The following is a 24,678-nucleotide window of genomic DNA, read 5'->3' on the forward strand; positions in this document are numbered from 1 at the left end:
ATGGATATGCGCAAGAGCGGTCTGGTCAGCAGCAGCGACTCCGGTTCCTATTCGGACCTCAATCGCCTGAACCAGCTCAAGGTGGGCGACAAGAACAGCGACGGCAACATGCGCAAAGTGGCGCAGGAGTTCGAATCGCTGTTCCTCGGTGAGATGCTCAAGTCCATGCGTTCGGCCACCGAAGCGCTGGGCAAGGACAACCCGCTCAACACGCCGGCGGCCAAGCAGTACCAGGAAATGTACGACCAGCAGTTGGCCATTTCCATGTCCCGCGAAGGCGGTGGTATTGGTCTGGCGGACGTGCTGATGCGGCAGATGTCGAAGAACAAACCGCTGGCGCCGGGCGAGGCGGCGGCCATGTCCGCGGCCAAGCAGGAAGCGGCGAAAGCCGCCGTGCCAACGCCGATTGCGGCGGGCACCGTGGCCACTGACGGTCCGCTGTCGCGGCTCAATGGTCAGCGTCCGTTGTGGGCGTCGCGTTCGGTGAAGGCGCCGTCAGGCGAGGGCAGTCATCGCAATGACATGGAGCTGATCAATCAGCGCCGTCTGGCCTTGCCGCCCAAACTGGCGGATCGCTTGCTCGCCGGTCTGGTGCCTTCGGCCACCACGACTGCCGCTGCGACGCCGAACAAAACCCTGTTGCCTGAGCGCGCCACGACGACGGCCACGACCGGCGCCGGCCCGCTGTTCAACGGCGATTGGCTGGCCTCGCAAGCGGACAACAAGTCGAGCGGGCAAATGCAGATTTACGGCCGTGCCATGGCGCAGATTCCATTGGCACCACCGAAGAAAGCCTTCAGCTCCGCCGACGAATTCGTCAATACCATGCTGCCGATGGCCAAGGAAGCTGCCGAGCGCATCGGCGTCGATCCGCGTTACCTGGTGGCCCAGGCGGCACTGGAAACCGGTTGGGGCAAATCGGTCATGCGTGCCCAGGACGGCAGCAGTAGTCACAACCTGTTCGGCATCAAGGCCGGCACCAGTTGGAAGGGCGATTCGGCGCGAGCCATCACCAGCGAATTCCGCAACGGAGAGATGGTCAAGGAGACGGCCGAGTTCCGTTCCTACGACTCGTACAAAGACAGCTTCCACGACCTCGTGACTTTGCTGCAAACCAATAATCGCTATCAAGATGTTGTGAAGTCGGCCGATAACCCAGAACAGTTTGTACGCGAGTTGCAGAAAGCCGGGTATGCAACCGACCCGGCTTACGCAAGCAAGATCTCGCAGATAGCCAAACAGATGACGAGTTACCAAAACTACGCTGCGGCGGGCGCTTCCACCACGCCTCTATAGGCACAAGGCATAAGGTCTGAACCATGAGTTTGCTCAATATCGGGATGTCGGGTCTGGCCGCTGGCCAATCCTCGTTGATGACTACCGGCAATAACATTGCCAACGCCGACACCGCCGGTTATTCACGCCAGCAAACCGTGCAGGGCACCAAAGCTTCGAATCATTTTGGCAATGTCTACATCGGCACCGGCACGACCCTGGCCGATGTGCGTCGCGTCTACAACAGCTACCTCGATGCGCAATTGCAGACCACCACTTCGCTCAACAGCGATGCGGCCGCCTACGCCGGGCAGATCAGCCCGCTCGACGCCTTGCTGTCGGACAGCGGCACCGGCCTCAACGGCGCACTGACCAAATTCTTTGCCTCGGTGCAGAACGTCAACGCCAAGCCGGGTGACGATGCATCCCGTCAGCTGCTGCTCAGCGATGCCCAGGCCTTGAGCAACCGTTTCAACTCTGTGTCCGCCCAGTTGACCGCGCAGAACGCGAACATCAACGGCAACCTGACGAACATGGCCGATCAGGTCAACAAACTCGCCGCCACCGTGGCGCAGTTGAACCAGAAGATTTCCGAAGTTTCCAAGGCCGGCGGCATGCCGAACGAGCTGCTCGACGCGCGCAACGAAACCGTGCGTCAGCTCTCGACGTTCACCGGCGCACAAGTCATCGAGCGCGACGGTAACCTTGATGTGTACCTGGGCAGCGGCCAGCCGCTGGTCATGGGCGGCACCGCCAGCACCCTGCAAATGGTGCCGAGCCAGGCTGATCCATCGCGCTTGGGCATTCAGCTCAACCGTGGTTCGAGCACCGTTGACATTACTTCGGTAATGACCGGTGGCGAAATGGGCGGTCTGCTGCGCTATCGCAGCACCGTGCTGGACCCGGCCATGAACGAACTGGGCCGCGTGGCCTTGGTAGTTGCCGACCAGATGAACAGCCTTCAAGCCCAAGGCATCGACAAGAACGGTGCGTTCGGTTCGAACCTGTTCAACAGCATCAACAGCGCTGCACAGATGGCCGACCGCAGTGTTGCCACTGTCGGCAACAGCGTCGGTTCCGGCGACTTCGATGTGAGCATCGAGGACAGCGGCAAGCTGACCATCAACGATTACAAAGTCACCTTCACCAGCGCCACCAACTACACCGTGCAGCGCCTGCCGGAAGGTACGGCGATGGGCGCTTTCAGCACCCTGACCACGCCGCCGCCGGTGATTGACGGTTTCTCGTTGAAGCTCAGTGGTGGCGGGGCTGCGGCCGGCGACACGTTCAAGATCACACCGACCCGCAACGCAGCGACGAACATCAAGACCGAGATGACCGACTCCAAGCGTCTGGCCATTGCGGCACCGTTGAGCGCGGCGATTGCGCCGGGCGGTAGTGGCACCCTGACCATCTCGTCCAGCGGTCAACCAACCCTGACCACGAAGTTCGACATCTACGACACGGCCACGACCGCCCTTATCCAGAACGGCATGAACACCTCCATGCCAGTCAAAGTGGTGTTCGGTGCCGCAGCGGCCGATGGTTCCAGCCAGCCTTACCAGTTGCTCGACGCCAAAGGCGTGCAGATCAGCACCGGCACCATCAAGCCGAACCAGAACAACACCATGAGCCTGACCGTGCCTCTCAAGGACGGCACGGGTGCGCCGATCATGGACCCGGGCCCGCCCGCCGTACAGCGTACCGTCAGCTTCGACATGACCGTGGCCGGTTCGCCAGGCACGGGCACCGCGATCGATATCAACATCGCGCAGCCAGGCACCCTGGACAACCGTAACGGCACCGCGCTGGCCGGCTTGCAGACCAAGCAGGTGGTGGACACCGGTTCCGCCAGTAAAGGTATTTCCCTGACAGATGCCTACGGCAAACTGGTTGAGGGTGTTGGCGCCAAGGCAGCCCAGGGCAAGCTCGACAGCGCGGCGACCGGAGCGATTCTGGACAACGCCAAGAATGCCCGCGACTCGTTGTCCGGTGTCGACCTCGATGAGGAAACCGGCAACCTGGTCAAATACCAGCAGTACTACACCGCCTCTTCGCAGATCATCAAAGCTGCGCAAGAAATCTTCAGCACACTGATCAACAGTCTTTAAGGAGTCGTAGCCCATGCGCATTTCTACCGCCCAGTTTTACGAGTCCTCTGCTGCCAACTATCAGAAGAACTTCTCCAACGTGGTCAAGAGCAGCGAAGAGGCAAGCAGCCTGGTTCGCGTCAACACCGCGGCCGATGATCCGGTCGGTGCTTCGCGCCTGCTGCAATTGGGTCAACAGGCGTCGATGCTTGATCAGTACAAAGCCAACACCAATACCCTCAAGGCGACCCTGGGCCAGACCGAGTCGGTCATGACCAGCATCACCAACGTGTTGCAGCGCGCCCAGGAACTGGCCATCGGTGCCGGCAACGCCGGTTACACCGACGCCGACCGTCAGGCCAACGCTTCCGAGCTGGGCCAGATCGAAGGTCAGTTGCTGAGCCTGATGAACACCAAGGACGAGAACGGCAAGTACATTTTCGCCGGTTCCAAGGGTGACACCGTCCCGTTCACGCAAAACGCCGACGGCACCTACAGCTACAATGGCGACCAGGTCACCCTCGACCTGGCAATTGGCGACACCATGTCGATGGCCACCAACAGCACCGGTTGGGAAGTGTTCCAGCAGGCGATCAACACCAGCCGCAGCCAGGTCACGATGACCGCGCCAGCGGTGGATGACGGTCGCGTCGTCCTGTCCAACGGTCAGGTGTCGTCGAGCGTGACCTACAACAACAAGTTCCGCGCCGGCGAGCCGTACACCGTCGATTTCGTCAGCGGCACCCAGTTGAAAATCACCGACTCGGGCGGCAACGACGTGACCGCCGAAGCGAGCCAGGGCGGTGCGTTCGACCCGACCACCAAAACCGGCCAGACCGTGTCGTTCCGTGGTGTCGACCTGAACCTGAACATCAACCTGGCGGCCGGTGATACCGCTGCCACCGTGTTGCCGGGCCACACCTTTACCCTGGCGGCCAAGCCTGACACCTTCACGGCGACCCGCAGCCCGGGCAACCCGACCGCGACTCAGGTCACCGCCAGCAACATCACCAACCCGGTGAATTACCACGCCAGTTTCCCGACCGGTTCGGCGGTGATGAAGTTCACCAGCGCCACCGCGTTCGACCTGTATGCCGCACCGTTGACGCCTAACAGCCAGCCTGTGTCTTCCGGCACTGTGGTTGCTGGTGTCGCCACCGCTTCGGGCGTGAGTTTCACCCTGGCCGGTACGCCGGGTGCCGGTGATCAGTTCAGCGTGGCGGTCAACACCCACGAAACCCAGAACATTCTGGAAACCGTGAACCAGCTGAAAACCGCGCTCAACACACCCTTCAATAACAACCCGATCGCGATCCAGAAGTTTCAGGCAGCACTGGCCTCGGGCATCGGCAACCTGGCGAGCGGCAGCGATCAGTTGTCCAGTTCTCTGAGTTCGGTGGGCGGTCGCGGCAACGCGCTGGATACCCAGAGCGCAACCAACCAGAGCCTGGTCTTGGCCAACACCCAGACCCAGTCGGCGATCCGCGATTCCGATCCGGCCGAAGTGATGACTCGCCTGACCTTGCAGCAAACCATGTTGCAAGCGTCGCAACTGGCCTTCAGCAAGATTGCTCAACTGGGCTTGTTCAACAAGATCTGAGTCTGTGCCTGTCGAGCTACCAACCGTCTTTTTCTAAGCGGTTCCGCAGCCTCTGCCTGAAAGGGCAGAGGCGCGCCGCTCGAGAGTTCTGTCGTGAATCAACGCCCTCTAGTCAGCATCGTCATCCCCGCCTTCAACCCGCGCTTCTTCAGTCAGGCGCTGGAAAGTTCGCTCGCTCAAAGCTATGAGAACGTTGAAATCGTCATCTGTGACGATTCGTCCTCCGACGAAATCCACAAGATCGTCAAGTCCTTTGCCGACCCTGCACACCCCGTTCGTTACCTGCGCAACCCCAAGCGTCTGGGTCTGCAAAAGAACGTGCTGCGTTGCGTCAAGGAAGCGCGAGGCGAGTTCATCAAAGTGCTGTGCGACGACGACCGTCTGTTCGTGCCGAGCATCGAGTTGCAAGCCCAGGCGCTGATCGACTATCCCGAAGTCACCCTCGTGTGCGGCCTGCGCATGATGAGCGACGCGAACAATTTCATCCTGCCGCCACGCATCGATAACTGCCGTTTTTCGCCCCTTGATGCAGTGCTCAAGGGCGATGACATGTTGGAGATTTTCGAGAACACGCCGAAGAACTTCATCGGCAACTTCAGCTCCACCCTGATGCGCCGTGCCGATGTGCTGGAGCTATTGCCGGCGCTGACGCAGGAAGGCACGGGCTTTGTCGCGATGCTCGATTTCGCCTTGTTCGTGTGCCTGCTGCGTCGCGGCAACATGGCGGTGCTGAACACCGTGCAGAGCACCGAGCGCCTGTACCCGGAACGCCTGAGCAAGACCACGGAAATGACCCGTGCCGCGGTGCAGGAATGGGAATGGCTGATGCAAATGCTGACCTCGCGCGGTGGCGAATCAGCCCCGGCGTCAGGTTGGGTGCGCTGCGTCGAACTGAGCAAGGCCCTTGAAGAACCGCGCCAGTGGGAAGAGTTGTGCGTGGTGCGCGTGCTGGGCAGCCGCAACACCGTGGTCAACGGTCGTGTGGGCGGAAGCAGCGACAGCTATGCCGAGTTCTACCGCGAGTGGCTGGCAAGCCGCCACTTCACTCCGGCGGAAACCCGGCACATGCCGGAAACCATCAGCCGTTGGGCCGTGCGTCCGAACCTGGTGCCGATCATCATCGACACCGAGTCTGACAGCGTCGCCCTGAACGCCACGCTGGCCAGCCTCGGCACGCAACTGTATGCGCCGCAAGCGGTTGTCGTGCTGTCCAACGCGGACTGCGATGGCGCCGATAACGTGCTGCAATTGCCGCTTGAGGACAACTGGGCCCATCAACTCAATGGCGTGATTCCGCAACTGGAAGGCGCGCACTGGTTCTACCTGCTGCGCGCGGGCGACACCTTGCGCGAGTCGTCTTTGCTGGTGTTGGCTGAACGCATTGCCGGCACGCCGGGCATGCTCTGCGCGTACAGCGATGAAGGTGCATTGGTGGAAGGTGAGTCCGCCGAGCCGGTGTTCAAACCAGGCTTCAACCTTGACCTCATGCGTTCCTACCCTTACGTCGGTCGGACCCTTGCATTCGAGCGCCAACGCTTTTTGGCGGTGGGCGGTTTTGATTCGGCTTACGGCGAGTTGGCCCCGCATGATTTGCTCTGGCGCCTGGCGGAAGAAGCCGGGTTGCACACCATCGAGCACATCGCCGAGATTCAGGTGGAGTCGACACAGACTTACGCCGATTGGCTATCGTTGCCTGAGGTGATCGAAGGCAGTGAAGCCGTCGTCAGTGCCCACCTTGACCGCATCGGTCTGGAACACCGGATTCGCAACGTCGATTTGCCGCTGCTCAAGCGCATCGATTACCTGCACGCGCACCGGCCGGTGGTCTCGATCATCATCGCCGCGGGCACCTCGCTGGGGGCCTTGCAGCGCTGCACCGAAAGCTTGATCGAGCAGACTTCGTACACCGAGTACGAAATCCTGATTGTCGATGAAGGGCAGGGCGATTCGGCGATGGCCGAGTGGCTGGGCGCAATGTCTCAACTGGGCGCCGCGTTGCTGCGCGTCCTGCGTTATGACGGGCGTTTCGGCGAGGCCGCTCTGGTCAATTTCGCCGCCAGCCAGGCGCGGGGCGAGTACCTGTTGACGCTCAACCCGCGCAGCGTGATTTATGCCGGCGACTGGCTCGCCGAACTGCTCAACCACGCACAGCGTCCGGAAGTGGGCGTGGTCGGTGCGCGGTTGCTCAATTCCAATGGTGCGATTGTCTCCGCCGGTTTGATTCTAGGGTTGGCCGGGCCCGCCACTTCGGCGTTTATCGGCGAGCATGCGAGTGCGCGTGGCTACATGCAGCGCCTGCAAGTGGCGCAGAACTGGAGCGCGGTCAGCAGTGATTGCCTGATGGTGCGTAAAGAAGTGTTCGACAGCCTCGGTCAGCTGGATGAGGCTGAATTCAACTTGGGGCTCAGTGGTGTTGACCTGTGCCTGAGGGCCGATAAAAACGGTTACCTGATCGTCTGGACGCCTTTTGCGACTGTGATGATGGGTGAAGACACTGCGCCAGCCCTGACGCAGGTCGATGTTCAGGCTCAGGTGGCCGAGCAGGAATGTTTCTACCTGAAGTGGCTGCCGAAAATCTCCCGTGATCCGGCGTACAACCCGGCGCTGACCCTCGGCGTCGCGAGCTTCAGCCTGGAGCCTTCGCTGCGTCACAACTGGAACCCGTTCTGCCACCGCGACTTGCCGCTGATTCTCGGCCTGCCGGTCAACGAGTCGGCGATCGGGCATTACCGCGTGACCGCGCCGCTGGCGGAGCTTGAGGCGGCGGGGCGGGTCATTTCGCGGGTGGCTTACGAGTCGCCGTCGACGGTGGAAATCGAGCGCCTGTCGCCGGACACCATTATTTTGCAGGGGCGCTACAGCGAAGGTTCGGCAGCCGACATTCTGCGGATGAAGAAGTACTCCAATGCGCTGCGGATTTTCGAGCTGGATGACTACATTGTCAGCACGCCGAAAAAGAACAGCCACGCGCGCAACAAACCGGCCAACACGGAGCAGATGTTGCGTGAGGGTATTGGTCTGTGTGATCGCGTGGTGGTGACCACGCAGGCGCTGGCTGATGTGTTGTCGAGCATGCACAGCGAGATTCGTGTGGTGCCCAATATGTTGCCACCGGAGCCGTGGGCGACGTTGACCAGTCAGCGCCGCACCTCGAAAAAGCCGCGGGTTGGCTGGGGTGGTGGTACGAGTCATACCGGCGACCTGGAGATCATTGCCGACGTGGTTCGTGAGTTGGCGAACGAGGTGGATTGGGTTTTCTTTGGCATGTGTCCGGAGGCTTTGCGTCCGTACATTCATGAGTTCCATGGCACGATCGATCTGCAAAGTTACCCGTACAAGCTGGCGAGTCTGAACCTTGATTTGGCGTTGGCGCCGTTGGAGTTTCATATCTTCAACGACTGCAAGAGTAATTTGCGGTTGCTGGAGTATGGAGCTTGTGGGTATCCGGTGATCTGCACGGATACTCGTGCGTATGACGGGTTTCTGCCTTGCACCAAGATTTTGAGCAATAGCACGGAGGAGTGGTTGCAGGCGATTCGCATGCACCTGGCGGATCCGGATGCTAGTTATCGGATGGGGGATCAACTGCGTGAGGCGGTGCATCGGGATTTCATGTTGCGCGGGGATAATCTTCAGCACTGGTTGTGGGGGTGGTTGCCGGACTGATTTTTTTCTCGGTCTGTGTACATATCCGTTTCTGCGGTAACGGCGGCTTATGGTTTCGCTCTTACAGCGAGTCACTTTGGAAGAGCGCCAAAGTAACCAAAGCGCATTTGCCCCTTTCGTTCGGTGCCTCGCCTAGGCTCGGCATGCTCTCGCTCCGGTCCTGCTCCGTGGGCCCGCCGCCATCGGCCATCCATGGCCGGGGGCGGCTAACCCGGCATCCTTGCCGGGTTGCCCACTGCGCAGAACCTCCACTCGGCCTCTCGAGGGGGCGGTGCCTCAACATCAAAAGCTGCAGGCGAGCTAACGCTCGGCCTGTTGAGTGGTGAGAAGCAAGGGCTGTACACCGATCTATTTGTAGGAGCCTGGCTTGCCAGCGATGGCGTCCTGTCAGCCGACCAATATCTATCCGATGTAGACGATCCCTGTGGGAGCTGGCTTGCCTGCGATGGCGGCCTGACAGTCAACCAATCTCCCGGGGATGCATCCTGTTCAAATGTGGGAGCGGGCTTGCTCGCGAAGCTGTTGATCTTGCCGTTGCCGTTGCTTCGGTTTTTGACGTTGATCTTGATCTGTTGCCCCTTTCCCAGAGGCCGAATGCAGGCGTTGCGTAGGGGGCACCGCGGCAAGGATGCCGCGGTAGCCGCCCCCGGCCATGGATGGCCGATGGCGGCGGGCCCCCGGAGCAATGCCGGAGTGAGGGCATGCCGAGCCTAAGCGAGGCACCGAATGGAGGGGCAAAGCCTTTTGCTTACTTTTCGCTGGGCCGGCATTCCGGCGTCTGGAAAAGTGAGTCGCTGTAAGAGCGAAACCAAAAGCAGCCGTTACCGAAGCAATGGATATGCACTCAAACCCAAAGCTAACCCCCAAACTCCCATCAGTCGCCCACCCCAAGCAATTGGCTCACTTCCTGCAAGTCCCCCACATATCGCCATAAATCCTTCACCTCAACAGGCGTGAAGGCCCCAGTGGCTGCGGGTTAATGATGTGCATCTGACGGTTCGCCAACCCTGACGGGGCTGGCCAAACCGCGCGAAGAGCAAGAGGACAGCGATGAAGGCAGTAATTCTGGCGGGTGGTCTCGGTACGCGGATCAGCGAAGAGTCGCACCTCAAGCCCAAGCCAATGATCGAAATCGGCGGCAAGCCAATTCTTTGGCACATCATGAAACAGTACTCCGCCCACGGCATTCACGATTTCGTGATCTGCCTTGGCTACAAGGGCTACGCGATCAAGGACTTCTTCGCCAACTACTTCCTGCACACCTCGGATGTCACGTTCGACATGTCCAACAACCGCATGGACGTTCACCAGAACTACAGCGAACCGTGGCGCGTGACCCTGATCGACACCGGCGAAGACACCATGACCGGTGGCCGCCTGCGTCGCGCCGCCCGTTACCTGGAAGGCGAACAGGCGTTCTGCTTCACCTACGGCGACGGCGTCTCAGACCTCAATATCGGTGCCCTGGTGGACTTCCACCTGACCCACGGCAAACTCGCGACCGTGACCGCCGTGCAGCCACCGGGACGCTACGGCGCCCTGGAACGCGACGGTGACAGCGTCAAAGGCTTCATCGAAAAACCACGCGGTGACGGCGGCTGGATCAATGGCGGCTTCTTCGTGTTGTCGCCCAAAGTCCTGCCCTACATTGCTGACGACCAAACCTCCTGGGAAGCCGAGCCATTGGCCGCGCTGGCCAACGAGCAACAGTTGCAAGCGTTCCAGCACGACGGCTTCTGGCACCCGATGGACACCCTGCGCGACAAAAACCACCTTGAACAGCTGTGGCTGAGCGGGGAGGCCCCATGGAAGCAATGGGACTGAGCCAGGAGTTCTGGCGCGGCAAGCGCGTCCTGCTGACCGGCCATACCGGCTTCAAAGGCAGTTGGTTGACGTTGTGGCTGCAAAGCCTCGGTGCCGAGGTCAGCGGTTTTTCGCTGGACCCGTCCACCGAGCCGAGCCTGTTCGAACTGGCGCGTGTGCACGAAGGCATCAACGATCAGCGCGGCGATTTGCGTGACCTCGGCGCATTGCTGGAGCTGATCGCCGAGACCCAACCGGAAATTGTCCTGCACCTGGCGGCCCAGCCGTTGGTGCGCGAAGGTTATCGCGACCCGCTGGGGACTTACTCCAGCAACGTCATGGGCACCCTCAATCTGCTCGAAGCGATCCGTCAGGTCGGCGGCGTGCGTGCCTGCGTGCTGGTGACCACCGACAAGGTCTACGCCAATCAGGAATGGCTGTGGCCGTACCGCGAAAACGAAGCCCTCGGCGGTCACGATCCTTACAGCAGCAGCAAAGCTTGCTGCGAGTTGCTGGCACAGTCTTACGCCGCGTCGTTTTTCCCGGCTGAAAAGTATGCCGAGCACGGTCTGGCCCTGGCCACGGCCCGGGCCGGCAACGTGCTGGGTGGCGGTGATTTTGCACCTGAGCGGTTGATTCCCGATGTGCTCAAGGCCTGGTCCGCCGACGAACCGGTGACCTTGCGTTACCCGCAAGCCGTGCGCCCGTGGCAACACGCGCTGGAACCGCTGGCCGGTTACCTGCAACTGGCGGCCGGCCTGTATGAACAAGGCCCCGAGTTTGCTGGTGCGTGGAACTTCGGCCCGAGTGAAGCGGACATGTGCAGCGTCGGCGAAGTCGTCGAATTGCTCGCCAACCGCTGGCCGCAAGCCCGTGGCTTGCGCATCGAACCGAGTGAGTTGCATGAAGCCGGCCTGTTGCGCCTGGACAGCAGCCGCGCCCGTCAGCTGTTGGCCTGGCAGCCGCGCTGGTCGTTGCAGCAGTGCCTGACCCAGACGCTGGACTGGCACCTGGCCTGGCAAAACGGCGACGACATGCGCGCCATCACTTTGGGCCAGTTGAACCTGTACCGAGGCGCGCTGTGAGCGAGTTTTCGTTAATCCCGTTGCCGCTGGCCGGCTTGTTCAGCGTGCAGCACAAACGCTTCGAGGATGAGCGCGGGCACTTCGCGCGCCTGTTCTGCGAAGGCAGCCTGAGCGCCTTCGGCGAACCGTTTCATATCCGGCAGATCAACCATTCCTGCACCCGTGAGCGGGGCAGTGTGCGTGGCCTGCATTATCAAAATGCGAGCGCGCCGGAAGCCAAATTGATCACCTGCCTGCGCGGCGAAGTCTGGGATGTGGCAGTGGATTTGCGCCCCGATTCCGCGACCTTCCTGCACTGGCACGCCGAGCACCTGCGCGCCGGTGACGGTCGTAGCCTGCTGATCCCGGCCGGGTTTGCCCACGGTTTCCAGACCTTGACCGACGATGCCGAATTGCTCTACCTGCACAGCGCGGACTACACGCCGGTGCACGAGGGCGGTTTGAGCGTGAACGATCCACGGCTGGCGATTGCCTGGCCGTTGCCTGTCAATAATCTGTCGGCGCGGGATTCCAGCCATCCCTTGCTTGATGTCCACTTCGCTGGAGTGCGTGTATGAATTGCCGTGGTTGCGGGACTTCCCTGGCCTTGCCGCTGATCGACCTCGGCACCTCGCCGCCGTCCAACGCTTATGTGCGCGCCGATCAGCTGGAGCAAGCCGAGCAATGGGTGCCGCTCAAGGTTGCGGTGTGTCAGCAATGCTGGCTGGTGCAGACCGAGGATTACACCAGCGCCGACAGCCTGTTCGACGCCGAGTACGCGTATTTCAGTTCGTTCTCCAGCACCTGGCTGGCCCATGCCGAGCGCTACGTCGCCGAGATGACCGAGCGCTTCGGCCTGACCGCCGACAGCCGCGTGGTGGAAATCGCGGCCAACGACGGTTACCTGTTGCAATACGTCGCCGGACGCGGCATTCCGTGCCTGGGCGTCGAGCCGACTCGCAGCACTGCGCAAGCGGCGCGGGACAAAGGCCTGGAGATTCGTGAACTGTTCTTCGGTCGCGACACCGCGGCGCAGTTGGTCAGCGAAGGCTGGTCCGCCGACCTGATGGCCGCCAACAACGTGTTGGCCCACGTGCCGGACATCAATGATTTCCTCGGTGGTTTTGCCACCTTGCTCAAGCCGACCGGCGTGGCGACGTTCGAGTTTCCGCAACTGCTGACGCTGATGGCTGGCCAGCAGTTCGACACGCTGTATCACGAGCATTATTCCTACCTGTCGCTGACCGCTGTGCAGACCTTGTGCGAGCGCAACGGTCTTCAGGTGTTCGACGTCGCTCAGTTGCCGACCCATGGCGGCTCGCTGCGGGTTTTCGTCCAGCGTGCCGACGGTGTAGGCCGCGACGTACAGCCAACGGTTGCCAAGCAACTGCAAGCCGAACTCGCCGCCGGGGTAAAAACCGCCGAGTACTACGCGACCCTCGCACCCGCCGCCGAACGCATCAAACACGAACTGCTGCGCTTCCTGCTGCAGGCCAAGGCCGACGGCAAGCGTGTCGTCGGTTACGGCGCCGCGGCCAAGGGCAACACCTTGCTCAATTACGCCGGGGTCAAACCGGACTTGCTGGCGTGGGTGGCCGATGCCAACCCGCACAAGCAGGGCAAGTATTTGCCGGGTAGTCGCATTCCGATCGTCTCGCCGGCACAGATCGACCTCGAGAAACCCGATTACGTCCTGGTGCTGCCGTGGAACCTGCTGACCGAAGTCAGTCAGCAACTGGCCCAGGTGCGTCAGTGGGATGGGCGATTCGTGATCGCTGTGCCTGAGTTGACCGTGCTGTGAAAGTACTCGTGACCGGTGCCACCGGGTTTGTCGGCCGTCATCTGGTCGCAGCCTTGCTCGCCCGTGGCTGCGAAGTCCGCGCCGTGGCGCGCAACACCGAGACTGCCGCGACCATGCCGTGGATCAATGCCGTGGAGTTCGTCGCGGCGGATATTCACGCCGACGATCTGAGCATCGCTGCATTGACCGATGGCATCGACGCGTTGGTGCATCTGGCCTGGCCAGGGCTGCCGAACTATCGGGCGCTGTTCCACTTCGAGCATAACTTGATGGCCGATTACCGGTTCATCAAGGGCGCGGTCGAGGCGGGCGTCTCGCACGTGTTGGTCACCGGCACCTGTTTTGAGTACGGCATGCAGAGCGGCCCGCTCAGCGAGCACACCGCGCCGCAGCCGAGCAACCCGTACGGGTTGGCGAAAAATACCCTGCGCCTGTTTCTGCAAAACCTGCAGCAGGTCCAACCGTTCACCCTGCAATGGGCGCGGTTGTTTTACCTGCATGGCGAAGGGCAAAACCCGAACAGTTTGCTCGCCGCGCTGGACCGCGCCATCGACGCTGGCGATGACAGTTTCAACATGTCGGCCGGTGAGCAATTGCGTGATTACCTGGCGATTGAAACCGCGGCCGGTTACCTCGCCGCTATCGTGCAGCAGCGTGAATTCGATGGCGTGATCAATTGCGCCAGCGGCCAGCCGGTTTCGGTGCGGGCGTTGGTCGAGCAACGGCTGAGTGAGCGCGGCGCGTCGATCCATTTGAACCTCGGTCACTACCCGTACCCGACCCACGAACCGATGGCGTTCTGGGGCGTGGCGGACCGTTTGCAGCAGTTACTGGGAGCATCGCATGAGGCATGAGTTGTATCGGGTCGCCGACCTGCCGGTGTTGCAAAACCGCACCTTTGCCGATCCCGAATCTGCCAGGGCTTCGGCGTGTGCCGACATGGTCCTGGTGCAGGATGAAAAGAGCGGGTTGATCTTCAACCAGGCCTTCGATGCCGACAAGCTGAGCTACGACGCCGACTACCAGAACGAGCAGGCGCATTCGGGGCAGTTCCAGAAGCACCTGGGTGATGTCGAGGGCATTATTGCTCGCCACTTCAAGGGTCGGGAACTGATCGAAGTCGGCTGCGGCAAGGGCTACTTCCTCGAATTGCTCAAAGGCCTGGGCTACGCCATCACCGGCATCGACCCGGCCTACGAAGGCGACAACGCCGACGTGATCAAGGCACCGTTCACCCGTGGCCTTGGCCTGGCGGCGGACGCCATCGTGCTGCGCCATGTGCTGGAACACATTCAGGACCCGGTGAGTTTTCTCGCCGAGATTGCCGACGCCAATCAGGGCGGGCAGATCTACATCGAAGTGCCGTGCTTCGACTGGATCCTCGAGCACAAAGCCTGGTTCGACCTGTTCTACGAGCACGTCAATTACTTCCGCCTCGATGACCTGCGCCGGATGTTCGGCACCGTGCACGAGGCCGGGCACCTGTTCGGCGGCCAGTACCTGTACATCGTTGCTGACCTTGCGACCTTGCGCCTGACCCCGGAACAACCGGTGCCACGCCTGGCGCTGCCTGACGGTTTCACCGCAAGCCTTGCGCGTGCGGTACAGATTATCCAGGACGCACCCGAGCAAGGTTCGGCGATCTGGGGCGCATCGTCCAAAGGCGTGATCTATTCGCTGTTCCTGCAAAGGGCCGGTGTGGCAGTGGATCGCGTGGTCGACATCAATCCGGCGAAGCAGGGCCGTTATCTGCCTCTGAGCGGCGTGCGTGTGTCCTCGCCGCAAGAGGCCATGGACGCGCTGCCCGAAGGCGCCCACCTGTTTGTAATGAATTCCAACTACCTCGAAGAAATCAAGCGGATGACCGATGGACGCTATGTCTATCACGCCGTCGACAGCGCTTCGTTCCAGTGACTATTGAGATTAGAAAAATGACTGACAACACCATCAATAAAGCCTTCGAAGCCGAGTGCGCAGAACAAATCGCCGCTCAGGGCGACGACCAGAAACTCACCGGTCTGGCCCAGGATTTCTTCAATCAATCGGCCAAGCACAAGTACAGCTACCACTTCTCGTGGATGGGCCGTCCGATCATCCAGCTGCCGCAAGACATGATGGCGATGCAGGAAATCATCTGGCAGGTCAAACCCGACCTGGTGATTGAATGTGGCATCGCCCACGGCGGTTCGATCATCTACTACGCCTCGTTGCTGGAACTGCAAGGCCACGGTGAAGTGCTGGGCATCGATCTCGACATTCGCCCGCATAACCGCGAAGCCATCGAAAGCCACCCGATGAGCAAGCGCATCAAAATGATCGAAGGCTCGAGCATCGACGAGGCTATCGCCGCACAAGTGCGCGCTGCTGCCGAAGGCAAGAAAGTCATCCTCGTGCTCGACTCCAACCACACCCACGATCACGTGCTGGAAGAGCTGCGCCTGTACGCACCGCTGGTGTCGGTTGACAGCTACTGCGTGGTCATGGACACCGTGGTTGAAGACATGCCGGCCGATTTTTTCCCGGACCGTCCATGGGGCCCGGGCGACAACCCGAAGACCGCCGTGTGGAAATACCTGGAAGAAAACGCTGACTTCGAAATCGACCGTCAGTTGCAGAACAAGCTGCTGATCACCGTGGCGCCGGATGGCTATCTGCGTCGCGTTCGTTAATCACTCTTGAATTGAATGTAGGTTCTCGGCCCGTGGCCGGTTGTGGGGATAGAAATATGCGCGTTCAAAACACTGCTCGAAACGATGTGGCACCGCTGAATGAACGGTTGACGGTGGTGGTGATTTCCCACAACCGCAACGCCTACCTGCGGCGCACCTTGCAGTATTACAGCAGCTATCCCTGCACGATTCTGGTCCTGGACTCTTCGCTGAAAAGCGACGACGACATCACCCGTGATTACCCGATGGTCGATTACCGGCACCTGCCGCAATTCACCTACACCGGGTTGCAGGAAAAACTCGCCTATGGCGTGAATCAGGTGACCACGCCGTACATGGTGCTGGCCGCCGATGACGATTTCCTGCTGCATGAGGCGGTCACCGAGTCGCTGGAGTTTCTTGAAGACAACGCCGACTACGGCATGTGCCACGGCTACGGGATCATGTACCTGGCGCGCGCCACGGAAGTGAATTACTTCCGCCGCGACCGCAAGGGCCCGGAGGACTATTGCTCGGAGTCGGCCGAAGAACGCCTGACGCAATTTATGGGGCACTTCCTGCCGCCGTTCTACGCGGTCAGCCGCACCGAGTTGCTGCAGGACTGGCACAACGCGTTGCTGCCGGGCACCAGCTTCGAATGGCAGGAAATCGGCCATGCCTATTACATGCTCGCGCGTGCCAAGGCGCGGATCTTGCCGATCCCGTTTGCCGTGCGGGAAATCCCTTACGGTTCCTCGGAGCACAACACCAACGTGCTGACGGTGTTGACGCTCAAGGACGCGAAAACCGTGGCCGACCGCGAGCGCTTTGCCGAGTTTCTGGCGTCGTTGCCGACCGGCATGGCCCACAAGACCCTGGACGAAGGCAAGCAGGTGGCGCTGGACAGTTTCGCCACCATGGCCGACTGCCTGAATAACATGCGTTCGCTGAAGGGGACGCTGATTTTCACGTCGGCCTGGCTGGAGGCCGGCAAAGAGCCGGTACGTACGTTCAATACCGAGCAGTTTGTCGAGATGCCGTTTTACAACCAGCCGGTTTTCGATCTGCTGACGGAGTTCGAATTCCTGCTGCACACCATGCCGGCCGGCAAGTTGCAGTTGCAGGAACTGGAAGGCATTTTGCTCAAGCAGCATGAGCTGATGCGCGTGCACCCCAACGACAACGAGCGCACCTTGCGCAGCCGTCTGTGGGAAGCCCTGAGCCTGTATGCGTTCAACCGCACGGTGGTTGCGGGTCTGGTCGAGTCGCTGAAGGATTCCGATGAGCCCGAAGAAGGCCTCAAGCTGCAGGCCTGGGCCGAGCGCCTGGCGTCGGTACCGGCACAGGACGAACAATCGTTGTTCGAGAACATGCCATCCGGGCGCTTGCTCAACTGGCTGGAGGCGCGCAACCCCGATGCCAAACAGCTCAAGGTGATTGAGGCGCAGCTGCGTAAACGCAATGGCGGCCCGCAGTTCGGAATCATGCTGTTGGACCTCGACGCCGACATGGTCAAGTTGCAGACCACCTTCGACAGCCTGGTCGCTGGTCACTGCAAGGCGTTCAAAGTCGTGGTGTTCACCACCGGTGATTTGCCGGCGACCACCACGTCGCGCGACACCGTGCATTTTGTCAAAGTCACCGCGACCAATTACGTCGATCGCATCAACCAGAGTGCTAAACAGTCCACCGCCGACTGGCTGGTGCTGGCCGAGGCCGGTGATCAGTTCACCGCCAGCGGCCTGCTGCGCGCCAGCCTGGAGCTGATGGGTGCCGAAGGCATTCGTGCCGTGGCGATGGACGAACTCCAGCGTCAGGCAAACGGCTCCCTGGCAGATGTGTTCCGTCCAGGCGTCAACCTTGATCTGCTGCAAACCGTGCCGTCGCTGATGGCCCGGCACTGGCTGATCCAGCGTGACGTGTGGGTAAACGCGGGTGGCTACTCGGCTGAATACCTGTCGGCGCTGGAGTTCGACCTGTTGCTGCGCCTGATCGAAGACGGCGGTCTGGGTGGCCTGGCGCATCTGGCCGAGCCGCTGCTGATCTGCAACGCGGCGTCCGCCGAGGAAAACCCTCACGAGCGTCAAACCCTGACCCGTCACCTGACGGCACGTGGTTATCGCGGTCAGGTCAGCTCCGAGCTGCCCCAAACCTGGCAGATCGATTACCAGCACGCCGCGCGGCCAAAGGTCTCGATCATCCTGCACAGCCAGGACAATTTAGAGCACCTGCAACGCGCGTTGGTCAGCGTGCTGCAACGTACCCGTTACCAGCAGCATGAAATCCTGATCGCCGATAACCACAGTCAGTCCGAAGAACTGGCGAGCTGGCTGACCAGCCTGGAAGGCAAGGGTGATCGCCTGCGCATCTTGCGCACCGGTAAGCGATTGAGCGCTTCGGCGCTGTATAACTTTGCGGTCAGTGAGGCCAAGGGCGCTTATGTGGTGTTGATGTCGGCCGAAGCCGAAGTGGTCAACTCCAACTGGCTCGACAGCTTGCTCAATCAGGCCCAGCGTCCGGAAGTCGGGATTGTCGGCGGCAAGCTGATGGACTTCCGTGGCGTCACCACGCAAGCCGGCCTGGTGCTTGGCTTGAACGGCGTGATCGGTTCGGTGTTCATTGATGAGCGCAAAGATGCCAAGGGTTACATGAACGGTCACCAGGTCGAGCAGAACTACTCGGCGGTGTCGGGCGCTTGCATGATGGTGCGCAAGGAGCTGTACGAGGCCGTTGGCGGTCTGGACGAAGAGCATTTCGACGAAGCGTTTGCCGACATTGATCTGTGCCTGAAAGCCGCCGATGCCGGTTACCTGATCGTCTGGTGCCCACAAGCACAGATGCTGCACCCGGGCTTGTTGCCGGATGCACCGCAAACAGCCGCGGCCCTGCAAGACAAGTGGCGCGCGCGCTTCACTCAAGACGCATCGTACAACCAGAACCTGGCCTTGACCGGCAAGGGCTTTACCCTCGGCGCAGCCTCCGGTGTGAACTGGGCGCAGTTGCTCGCTTAAGCTGTCTGATCAGCAAAAGGACTCCACACATGTGCAACAGCAAAATGATGTTCAAGGACGCTCATGCGTACACGCTGGTTGGGCATTGTGTTGAGTCACGGCCATGATGCCCTACCGGATTCCTTACGGCCGACAAAACATTGATCAGACCGATATCGACGCGGTCATGGAAGTGCTCAACTCGCCCTGGCTGACTCAAGGCCCGACGATTGAGCGCTTCGAAAAAGCCTTGGCCGAACGCTGTCAGGCCGAGTATGCCGTGGCGGTGTGCAATGCCACGGCGGCGCTGCACATTGCTTGCCTGACCGCCGGGCTGGGCCCGGGTGACTGGCTCTGGACCAGTCCCAATACCTTCGTCGCGTCGGCCAATTGCGGCCGTTATTGTGGCGCCGAGGTCGATTTCGTCGACATTGATCCGCACACCCTGAACATGGATGCGCGGTTGCTCGCAGAGAAGCTCGAGATTGCCGAAGCTGCGGGCAAGCTGCCCAAAGTGGTGGTGGCGGTCGCGTTCGCCGGGCAGAGCTGTGACATGCGCACCCTCGCGCAACTGTCCGAGCGCTATGGTTTCACGCTGATCGAAGACGCCTCGCATGCGGTGGGCGCCTCGTATCTGGGGCGGCCGGTTGGTTGTGGTCAATACGCGGCCATGACGATTTTCAGCTTTCACCCGGTCAAGATCATTACCACTGCCGAAGGTGGCATGGTGCTGACCAATCGCCCGGAATTCGCCGAGCGTTTGCGGCGCCTGCGCAGCCACGGCATTACCGGTGATCCGGCGCAGATGAACGTGCCTGCATCAGGGTTGTGGTACTACCAGCAGCTGGAGCTGGGCTTCAATTACCGCATGACCGATTTGCACGCCGCGCTGGGTGTGTCGCAAATGGCGCGCCTGGATGCGTTTGTCGCCAAGCGTCGTCAGCTGGCAGCGCGTTATGAAACACTGCTGGGCGGTATCGCGGTGACGTTGCCGGTGGCTCAGCCGGGCGCCGAGTCGGCCTGGCACCTGTATGTGGTGCGGTTGCAACTGTCGCGGACCAACCTCAGCCAGACGCAGGTATTCGAAGCGCTGAGGGCTGCCGGGTTGGGCGTGAACCTGCATTACATCCCGGTGCATTTGCAGCCGTACTACCGTGAGATGGGTTTCAAGGACGGAGACTTTCCGCAGGCCGAGCGATATTTTTCCGAGGCTATCAGCTTGCCGCTTTATCCCGACCTGACGGATGCAGAGCAAGAAGAAGTGGTGGGGCATTTGAGGCGAATTCTGGGTTGAACATGATGATTTATCCTCGCGTATTGCAAGGTGGGCTGTGAGCAGCGTTGCCATTATTCCTGCGCGCGGCGGCAGCAAGCGTATACCCCGAAAGAACCTCAAGCCGTTCGACGGCGTGCCGATGATCGTTCGCTCGATTCGTACGGCGCTGGATTCGGCGCTGTTCGATGAGGTGGTTGTCAGCACCGACGATGAAGAAATTGCCGAGGTTGCCCGGGCGCATGGGGCTCACGTGCCGTTCATGCGGCCGGCGTCGTTGGCGGATGATTTCACCGGCACGGCAGCGGTGATGGTTCATGCCTTGAATGAACTGCCCGCGTTCGATTTTGCCTGCTGCATCTACGCGACCGCGCCGCTGTTGCAAGCGCGGTATCTGCGCCAGGGGCTGGACGTGCTGGAGCGGCATTCGGACAAATCGTTTGCGTTCTCGGTCGCCAGTTTCGGCTTCCCGGTGCAGCGTGCCTTGACCCTCGACGAAGAGGGCGCCTTGACTTCGCTTTACCCGGAATTTCGCACAACCCGTTCCCAGGATTTACCCGAAGCCTTTCAGGACGCCGGCCAGTTTTACTGGGGCCGCCGCGAAGCCTGGTTGCGCGGCGACGTACTGTTTTCCCCGGCGAGCCTGCCGGTGATTCTGCCGCGGCATCTGGTGCAAGACATCGACACCGTTGAAGACTGGACGCGCGCCGAATACCTTTACGCCGCATTGAAAGCCGGTGGTGAAGTGCAATGAGAGTGCTGATTCGTTCCGACGCCTCGCCGACCATTGGAAGCGGCCATATCGCGCGCCTGTTGCCACTGGCCAGAACCTTGCGCAAGCAGGGGGCGCACGTGGCGTTTGCCTGTCGTCTGCTTCCGGGGCATCGACTGGACGCTCTGGCTGGCGAAGGTTTTGAAACCTTTGCGCTGCCCGATCGTTATCCCGATGAAGACCCGCAACAAGCCATCGAATCGATGCTGCCGTGGCAAGCGGACATCGACGCGTTGGCACAGGCGCTGGAAGACCAGCCAGCGTTCGACTGGATCATCGTCGACCACTATGGCCTCGATCATCACTGGCAAACCGCAGCCCGGCGCTGGGCGCCCCGGATCGCCGTGGTGGATGACCTTGCGACGCGCACCTACGACGCTGATCTGCTGCTCAATCAGAACCTCTCCGGCACGTCTGCGGCCTACGCCTCGCTGCTGCCGCCGGATTGCCAGACGTTGCTCGGCCCGCGTTTTGCGATGCTGCGTGATGAGTTCAACTGCGCGGCCATCGAGATCAAACCGCAGGCCAAACGGGTGCTGGTGAACTTCGGTGGTTTCGATGCGGCGATGCAGACGCACCATGCGATGTTGGCGATGGTGGATTTCCACAATCTGGACGTCGATTTTGTGGCCGGTGCCGATAATCCGGCCTGGGAACAGATGCAGGCGCTGGCGGCGGATCGTCCGAATTGGCGTTTGCACAGTTTTGTCAGCGACTTCTACCGGTTGATGACCGAGGCCGACCTGTTTGTCGGTGCCGGTGGCGGTACTAGCTGGGAGCGGGCGGCCCTGGGGCTGCCGACGATTTGCATTGCCGTGTCGAATAATCAGCAGGCCAATGGCGACGTCATGGCGGCAGCGGGGAGCCATGTCTACTTGGGGCCGCGTGAGCAGGTCAGTGTTGAGCAATTGCGTCAGGCCGTGGGTTTTGTCGCGGACAATCAAGGCTTGCGCCAGAGCCTCGCCGAACGCTCCCGGCAATTGGTCGATGGCCGCGGCGCACAGCGCGTGGCGGCTGCATTGGCCGGTGCGGTTTTACAGATACGCCCGGCGACCCTGAACGACTCGACGTTGTTGTTCGAGGGGCGCAATGCCGAAGCCGTGCGGCGCTGGTCGCTGGAGACCCGCGTCATTGACCGGCAAGCCCATCAAAACTGGCTGATCGCCAGCCTGAGCAATGATCAGCGCTTGTTATTGATCGCCGAGGCGGATGACGGTCCGGTAGGGGTGTTGCGTTATGACCGGCGTGGCGTTGAAGCCGAAGTGTCGATTTATCTGTTCGAAGACCGTTTCGGCTTGGGCTGGGGCAGGGCGCTGCTGGCGCGGGGCGAGGCCTTCGTCACCCGTCAATGGCCACAACTGACCGCCATCACCGCTCAGGTTTTGCCGTCCAACCAGCCGTCGCTGAAGGTCTTTCGCGAGGCCGGTTTTACCCAGAGTGCCTGCGCGTTCACGCGCGTATTGAAGGATCACCGCAATGACTAGTTTCAAGATCGGCAACCGCTTGATCGGTGCTGACGCGCCACCCTTCATCATTGCCGAGATGAGTGGCAACCATAACCAGTCGCTGGACATGGCGCTGCAAATCGTCGAAGCGGCGGCGAAGGCCGGCGCCCATGCCTTGAAACTGCAAACCTACACTGCCGAGACCATGACCCTGGACCTGTCCGAAGGTGAGTTCTTCATCAAGGACCCCAACAGTCTGTGGGCAGGCACATCGCTGTATGCCTTGTACGAAAAGGCGCATACACCGTGGGAATGGCATGCGCCGATTTTCGCCCGGGCCAAGGAACTGGGGATGCTGGCATTCTCCACGCCATTCGATGACAGCGCCGTCGACTTCCTCGAAAGCCTCGACGTGCCGGCCTACAAGATCGCCAGTTTCGAGAACACCGACCTGCCGCTGATTCGCCGGGTCGCCGCCACGGGCAAGCCGTTGATCATCTCCACCGGCATGGCCAGCATCGCCGAGCTCGACGAAACCGTGCGCGCGGCCCGTGAGGCCGGTTGCAAGGACCTGGTGTTGCTCAAATGCACCAGCACGTATCCAGCGACCCCGGCCAACAGCAATGTGCGCACGATTCCCCATCTGCGTGAGTTGTTCGGTTGCCAGGTCGGTTTGTCTGATCACTCCATGGGTGTCGGTGTTTCCGTGGCCGCGGTGGCGCTGGGGGCGACGGTGGTGGAGAAGCATTTCACCCTCGACCGCGCGGCCGGTGGTGTGGACGCCAGTTTCTCGCTGGAACCGGCGGAACTTGCCAGCCTGGTCGTCGAGACGGAGCGTGCGTGGCAGGCGATGGGCCAGGTGCATTACGGCGTGACGGAAGCCGAACGCAAATCCCTGGTGTACCGTCGCTCGCTCTATGTCACCCAGGACATGGTCGCCGGTGAGCCCTTCACCACGGCCAATCTGCGCGCCATCCGTCCGGGCCTGGGCCTGGCTCCCAAGCACGCTGAAACCCTTCTGGGCCGCCGCGCCCGCCACGCCATCACGCGTGGAACCCCACTGGACTGGTCCTTGGTCGAATAACACCTTATCGGTTTGATTCGGCAAAATAGAGTGACCTGTGAGTCATAACGCGCATCTTCACTGTATTGTATTAATCGGGAAGGTGGCGCCTGGCCTGTTTCTGGCCCAGTGATAGCCTTTTATTCTTCCCGCTGTCGCGGCTTCGGGGCGACGTTTTTCTCTGTTTGTCGGCGCCCTCGAATCCTTGCGAGCGGTGGTATTGGGCTGTTTATTATTGGGAAGCCGTAATGATTGGCATAAAAAGCATTGCGAGCTACGTTCCTGTAGCCGGCATAGACAATTACGCACAAGGTGCAAAATTCGAGAAGGATGAAGAATTCATCCTCGGCAAGATCGGTTCCGCCTTCCTGCCACGCAAAGACGACGGGCAGGAAACCTCGGACCTGTGTGTCGAAGCAGCCAATGCGCTGTTTGCCAACAACCCTGATTTGAAACGTGAAGCGGTCGATGTGCTGATCGTGGTCACCCAGAACGGTGACGAAGAAGGCCTGCCACACACCGCTGCCATCGTGCAGGACAAGCTCGGCCTGCCCACCACCGTGGCCGCGTTCGATATTTCCTTGGGCTGCTCCGGCTACGTCTATGGCATCTACGCGATCAAGGGCTTCATGGAAGCCGCCGGCCTGAAGAATGGCCTGCTGATCACCGCTGATCCGTATTCGAAGATCGTCGACCCGGAAGACCGCAACACCACCATGCTGTTCGGCGATGCCGCCACTGCGACCTGGATGGGCGAAAACGCTCCGTGGCAGTTGGGCAAGGCCAAGTTCGGCACCGACGGTTCCGGCGCGCCACACCTGAAAGTCACCGATGGCGTGTTCTTCATGAACGGTCGTCAGGTGTTCAACTTTGCGTTGCTCAAAGTCCCGGCGCATTTGCATGAACTGCTGGCCGATTCGCAACTGACGGCTGACGATGTCGATGCCTTCTGCATTCACCAGGGCAGTGCGGCGATTGTCGATGCCGTGGCACGCCGCTTCGAAGGCGAGCCGGAGAAGTTCCTCAAGGACATGGTCGAGACTGGCAATACTGTGTCGTCGAGCATTCCGCTGCTGCTGGAAAAACACGTACTGGACTCCAGTTGGAAGCGTGTAGCGCTGAGTGGTTTCGGCGTTGGCTTGTCGTGGGGTTCGGCGATCATCTATCGACCTTGACGGCGACGCGTCA

Annotated in this window: 17 protein-coding genes; all 17 read left to right on the plus strand. The window is 60.8% G+C overall.

The window, feature by feature from the left end:
* Positions 1-1,296, plus strand: coding sequence for a flagellar assembly peptidoglycan hydrolase FlgJ (gene flgJ / locus BK660_RS15550; RefSeq protein WP_123434014.1), 1,296 nt, complete (start codon positions 1-3; stop codon positions 1,294-1,296).
* A gap of 23 nt (positions 1,297-1,319) precedes the next feature.
* Positions 1,320-3,386 (plus strand): flagellar hook-associated protein FlgK, encoded by a 2,067-nt coding sequence (flgK, locus tag BK660_RS15555; RefSeq protein WP_123434015.1) that lies wholly within the window; start codon positions 1,320-1,322, stop codon positions 3,384-3,386.
* A 13-nt stretch (positions 3,387-3,399) separates the two neighbouring features.
* Positions 3,400-4,965 (plus strand): flagellar hook-associated protein 3, encoded by a 1,566-nt coding sequence (locus BK660_RS15560; protein ID WP_123434016.1) that lies wholly within the window; start codon positions 3,400-3,402, stop codon positions 4,963-4,965.
* Positions 4,966-5,058: 93 nt separating this feature from the next.
* Entirely contained in the window at positions 5,059-8,631 is a 3,573-nt protein-coding gene (locus BK660_RS15565; RefSeq protein ID WP_123434017.1) for a glycosyltransferase, read from the plus strand.
* A 1,050-nt stretch (positions 8,632-9,681) separates the two neighbouring features.
* Complete coding sequence (gene rfbF, locus BK660_RS15575; RefSeq protein WP_123434018.1) at positions 9,682-10,455, plus strand: glucose-1-phosphate cytidylyltransferase; 774 nt, start codon at positions 9,682-9,684, stop codon at positions 10,453-10,455.
* Positions 10,437-11,519 (plus strand): CDP-glucose 4,6-dehydratase, encoded by a 1,083-nt coding sequence (gene rfbG / locus BK660_RS15580; protein WP_123434019.1) that lies wholly within the window; start codon positions 10,437-10,439, stop codon positions 11,517-11,519. Before rfbF ends, rfbG begins: the two co-directional genes overlap by 19 nt.
* Positions 11,516-12,076: a dTDP-4-dehydrorhamnose 3,5-epimerase family protein gene (locus BK660_RS15585; protein WP_123434020.1), complete on the plus strand. Its 561-nt coding sequence runs from the start codon at positions 11,516-11,518 to the stop codon at positions 12,074-12,076. Before rfbG ends, BK660_RS15585 begins: the two co-directional genes overlap by 4 nt.
* Positions 12,073-13,299 (plus strand): class I SAM-dependent methyltransferase, encoded by a 1,227-nt coding sequence (locus BK660_RS15590; RefSeq protein WP_123434021.1) that lies wholly within the window; start codon positions 12,073-12,075, stop codon positions 13,297-13,299. Before BK660_RS15585 ends, BK660_RS15590 begins: the two co-directional genes overlap by 4 nt.
* Complete coding sequence (locus tag BK660_RS15595; RefSeq protein WP_123434022.1) at positions 13,296-14,153, plus strand: NAD-dependent epimerase/dehydratase family protein; 858 nt, start codon at positions 13,296-13,298, stop codon at positions 14,151-14,153. The genes BK660_RS15590 and BK660_RS15595 overlap by 4 nt, the downstream gene beginning before the upstream one ends.
* Positions 14,143-15,213, plus strand: a complete 1,071-nt coding sequence (locus BK660_RS15600) for a class I SAM-dependent methyltransferase (RefSeq protein WP_123434023.1) — start codon at positions 14,143-14,145, stop codon at positions 15,211-15,213. Before BK660_RS15595 ends, BK660_RS15600 begins: the two co-directional genes overlap by 11 nt.
* Positions 15,214-15,230: 17 nt before the next feature.
* Positions 15,231-15,968: a cephalosporin hydroxylase family protein gene (locus tag BK660_RS15605; protein ID WP_027922337.1), complete on the plus strand. Its 738-nt coding sequence runs from the start codon at positions 15,231-15,233 to the stop codon at positions 15,966-15,968.
* Between the two features lie 56 nt (positions 15,969-16,024).
* Entirely contained in the window at positions 16,025-18,958 is a 2,934-nt protein-coding gene (locus BK660_RS15610; protein ID WP_123434024.1) for a glycosyltransferase family 2 protein, read from the plus strand.
* 103 nt (positions 18,959-19,061) lie between these two features.
* A complete protein-coding gene (pseC, locus tag BK660_RS15615; protein WP_123434025.1) occupies positions 19,062-20,231 on the plus strand; it encodes a UDP-4-amino-4,6-dideoxy-N-acetyl-beta-L-altrosamine transaminase in 1,170 nt (389 codons plus the stop codon).
* A gap of 37 nt (positions 20,232-20,268) precedes the next feature.
* Positions 20,269-20,964, plus strand: a complete 696-nt coding sequence (pseF, locus tag BK660_RS15620) for a pseudaminic acid cytidylyltransferase (protein ID WP_123434026.1) — start codon at positions 20,269-20,271, stop codon at positions 20,962-20,964.
* Positions 20,961-22,466 carry a UDP-2,4-diacetamido-2,4,6-trideoxy-beta-L-altropyranose hydrolase gene (gene pseG, locus BK660_RS15625; protein WP_123434027.1) on the plus strand — a complete coding sequence of 502 codons (1,506 nt, stop codon included), beginning with the start codon at positions 20,961-20,963 and terminating at the stop codon, positions 22,464-22,466. Before pseF ends, pseG begins: the two co-directional genes overlap by 4 nt.
* Complete coding sequence (pseI, locus tag BK660_RS15630; RefSeq protein WP_123434028.1) at positions 22,459-23,511, plus strand: pseudaminic acid synthase; 1,053 nt, start codon at positions 22,459-22,461, stop codon at positions 23,509-23,511. Before pseG ends, pseI begins: the two co-directional genes overlap by 8 nt.
* A gap of 227 nt (positions 23,512-23,738) precedes the next feature.
* Positions 23,739-24,665 (plus strand): ketoacyl-ACP synthase III, encoded by a 927-nt coding sequence (locus BK660_RS15635; protein WP_027922344.1) that lies wholly within the window; start codon positions 23,739-23,741, stop codon positions 24,663-24,665.
* Positions 24,666-24,678: the final 13 nt, after the last annotated feature.

It is taken from the genome of Pseudomonas brassicacearum, assembly GCF_003732265.1.
GTDB classification, from domain to species: Bacteria; Pseudomonadota; Gammaproteobacteria; order Pseudomonadales; family Pseudomonadaceae; genus Aquipseudomonas; species Aquipseudomonas brassicacearum_D.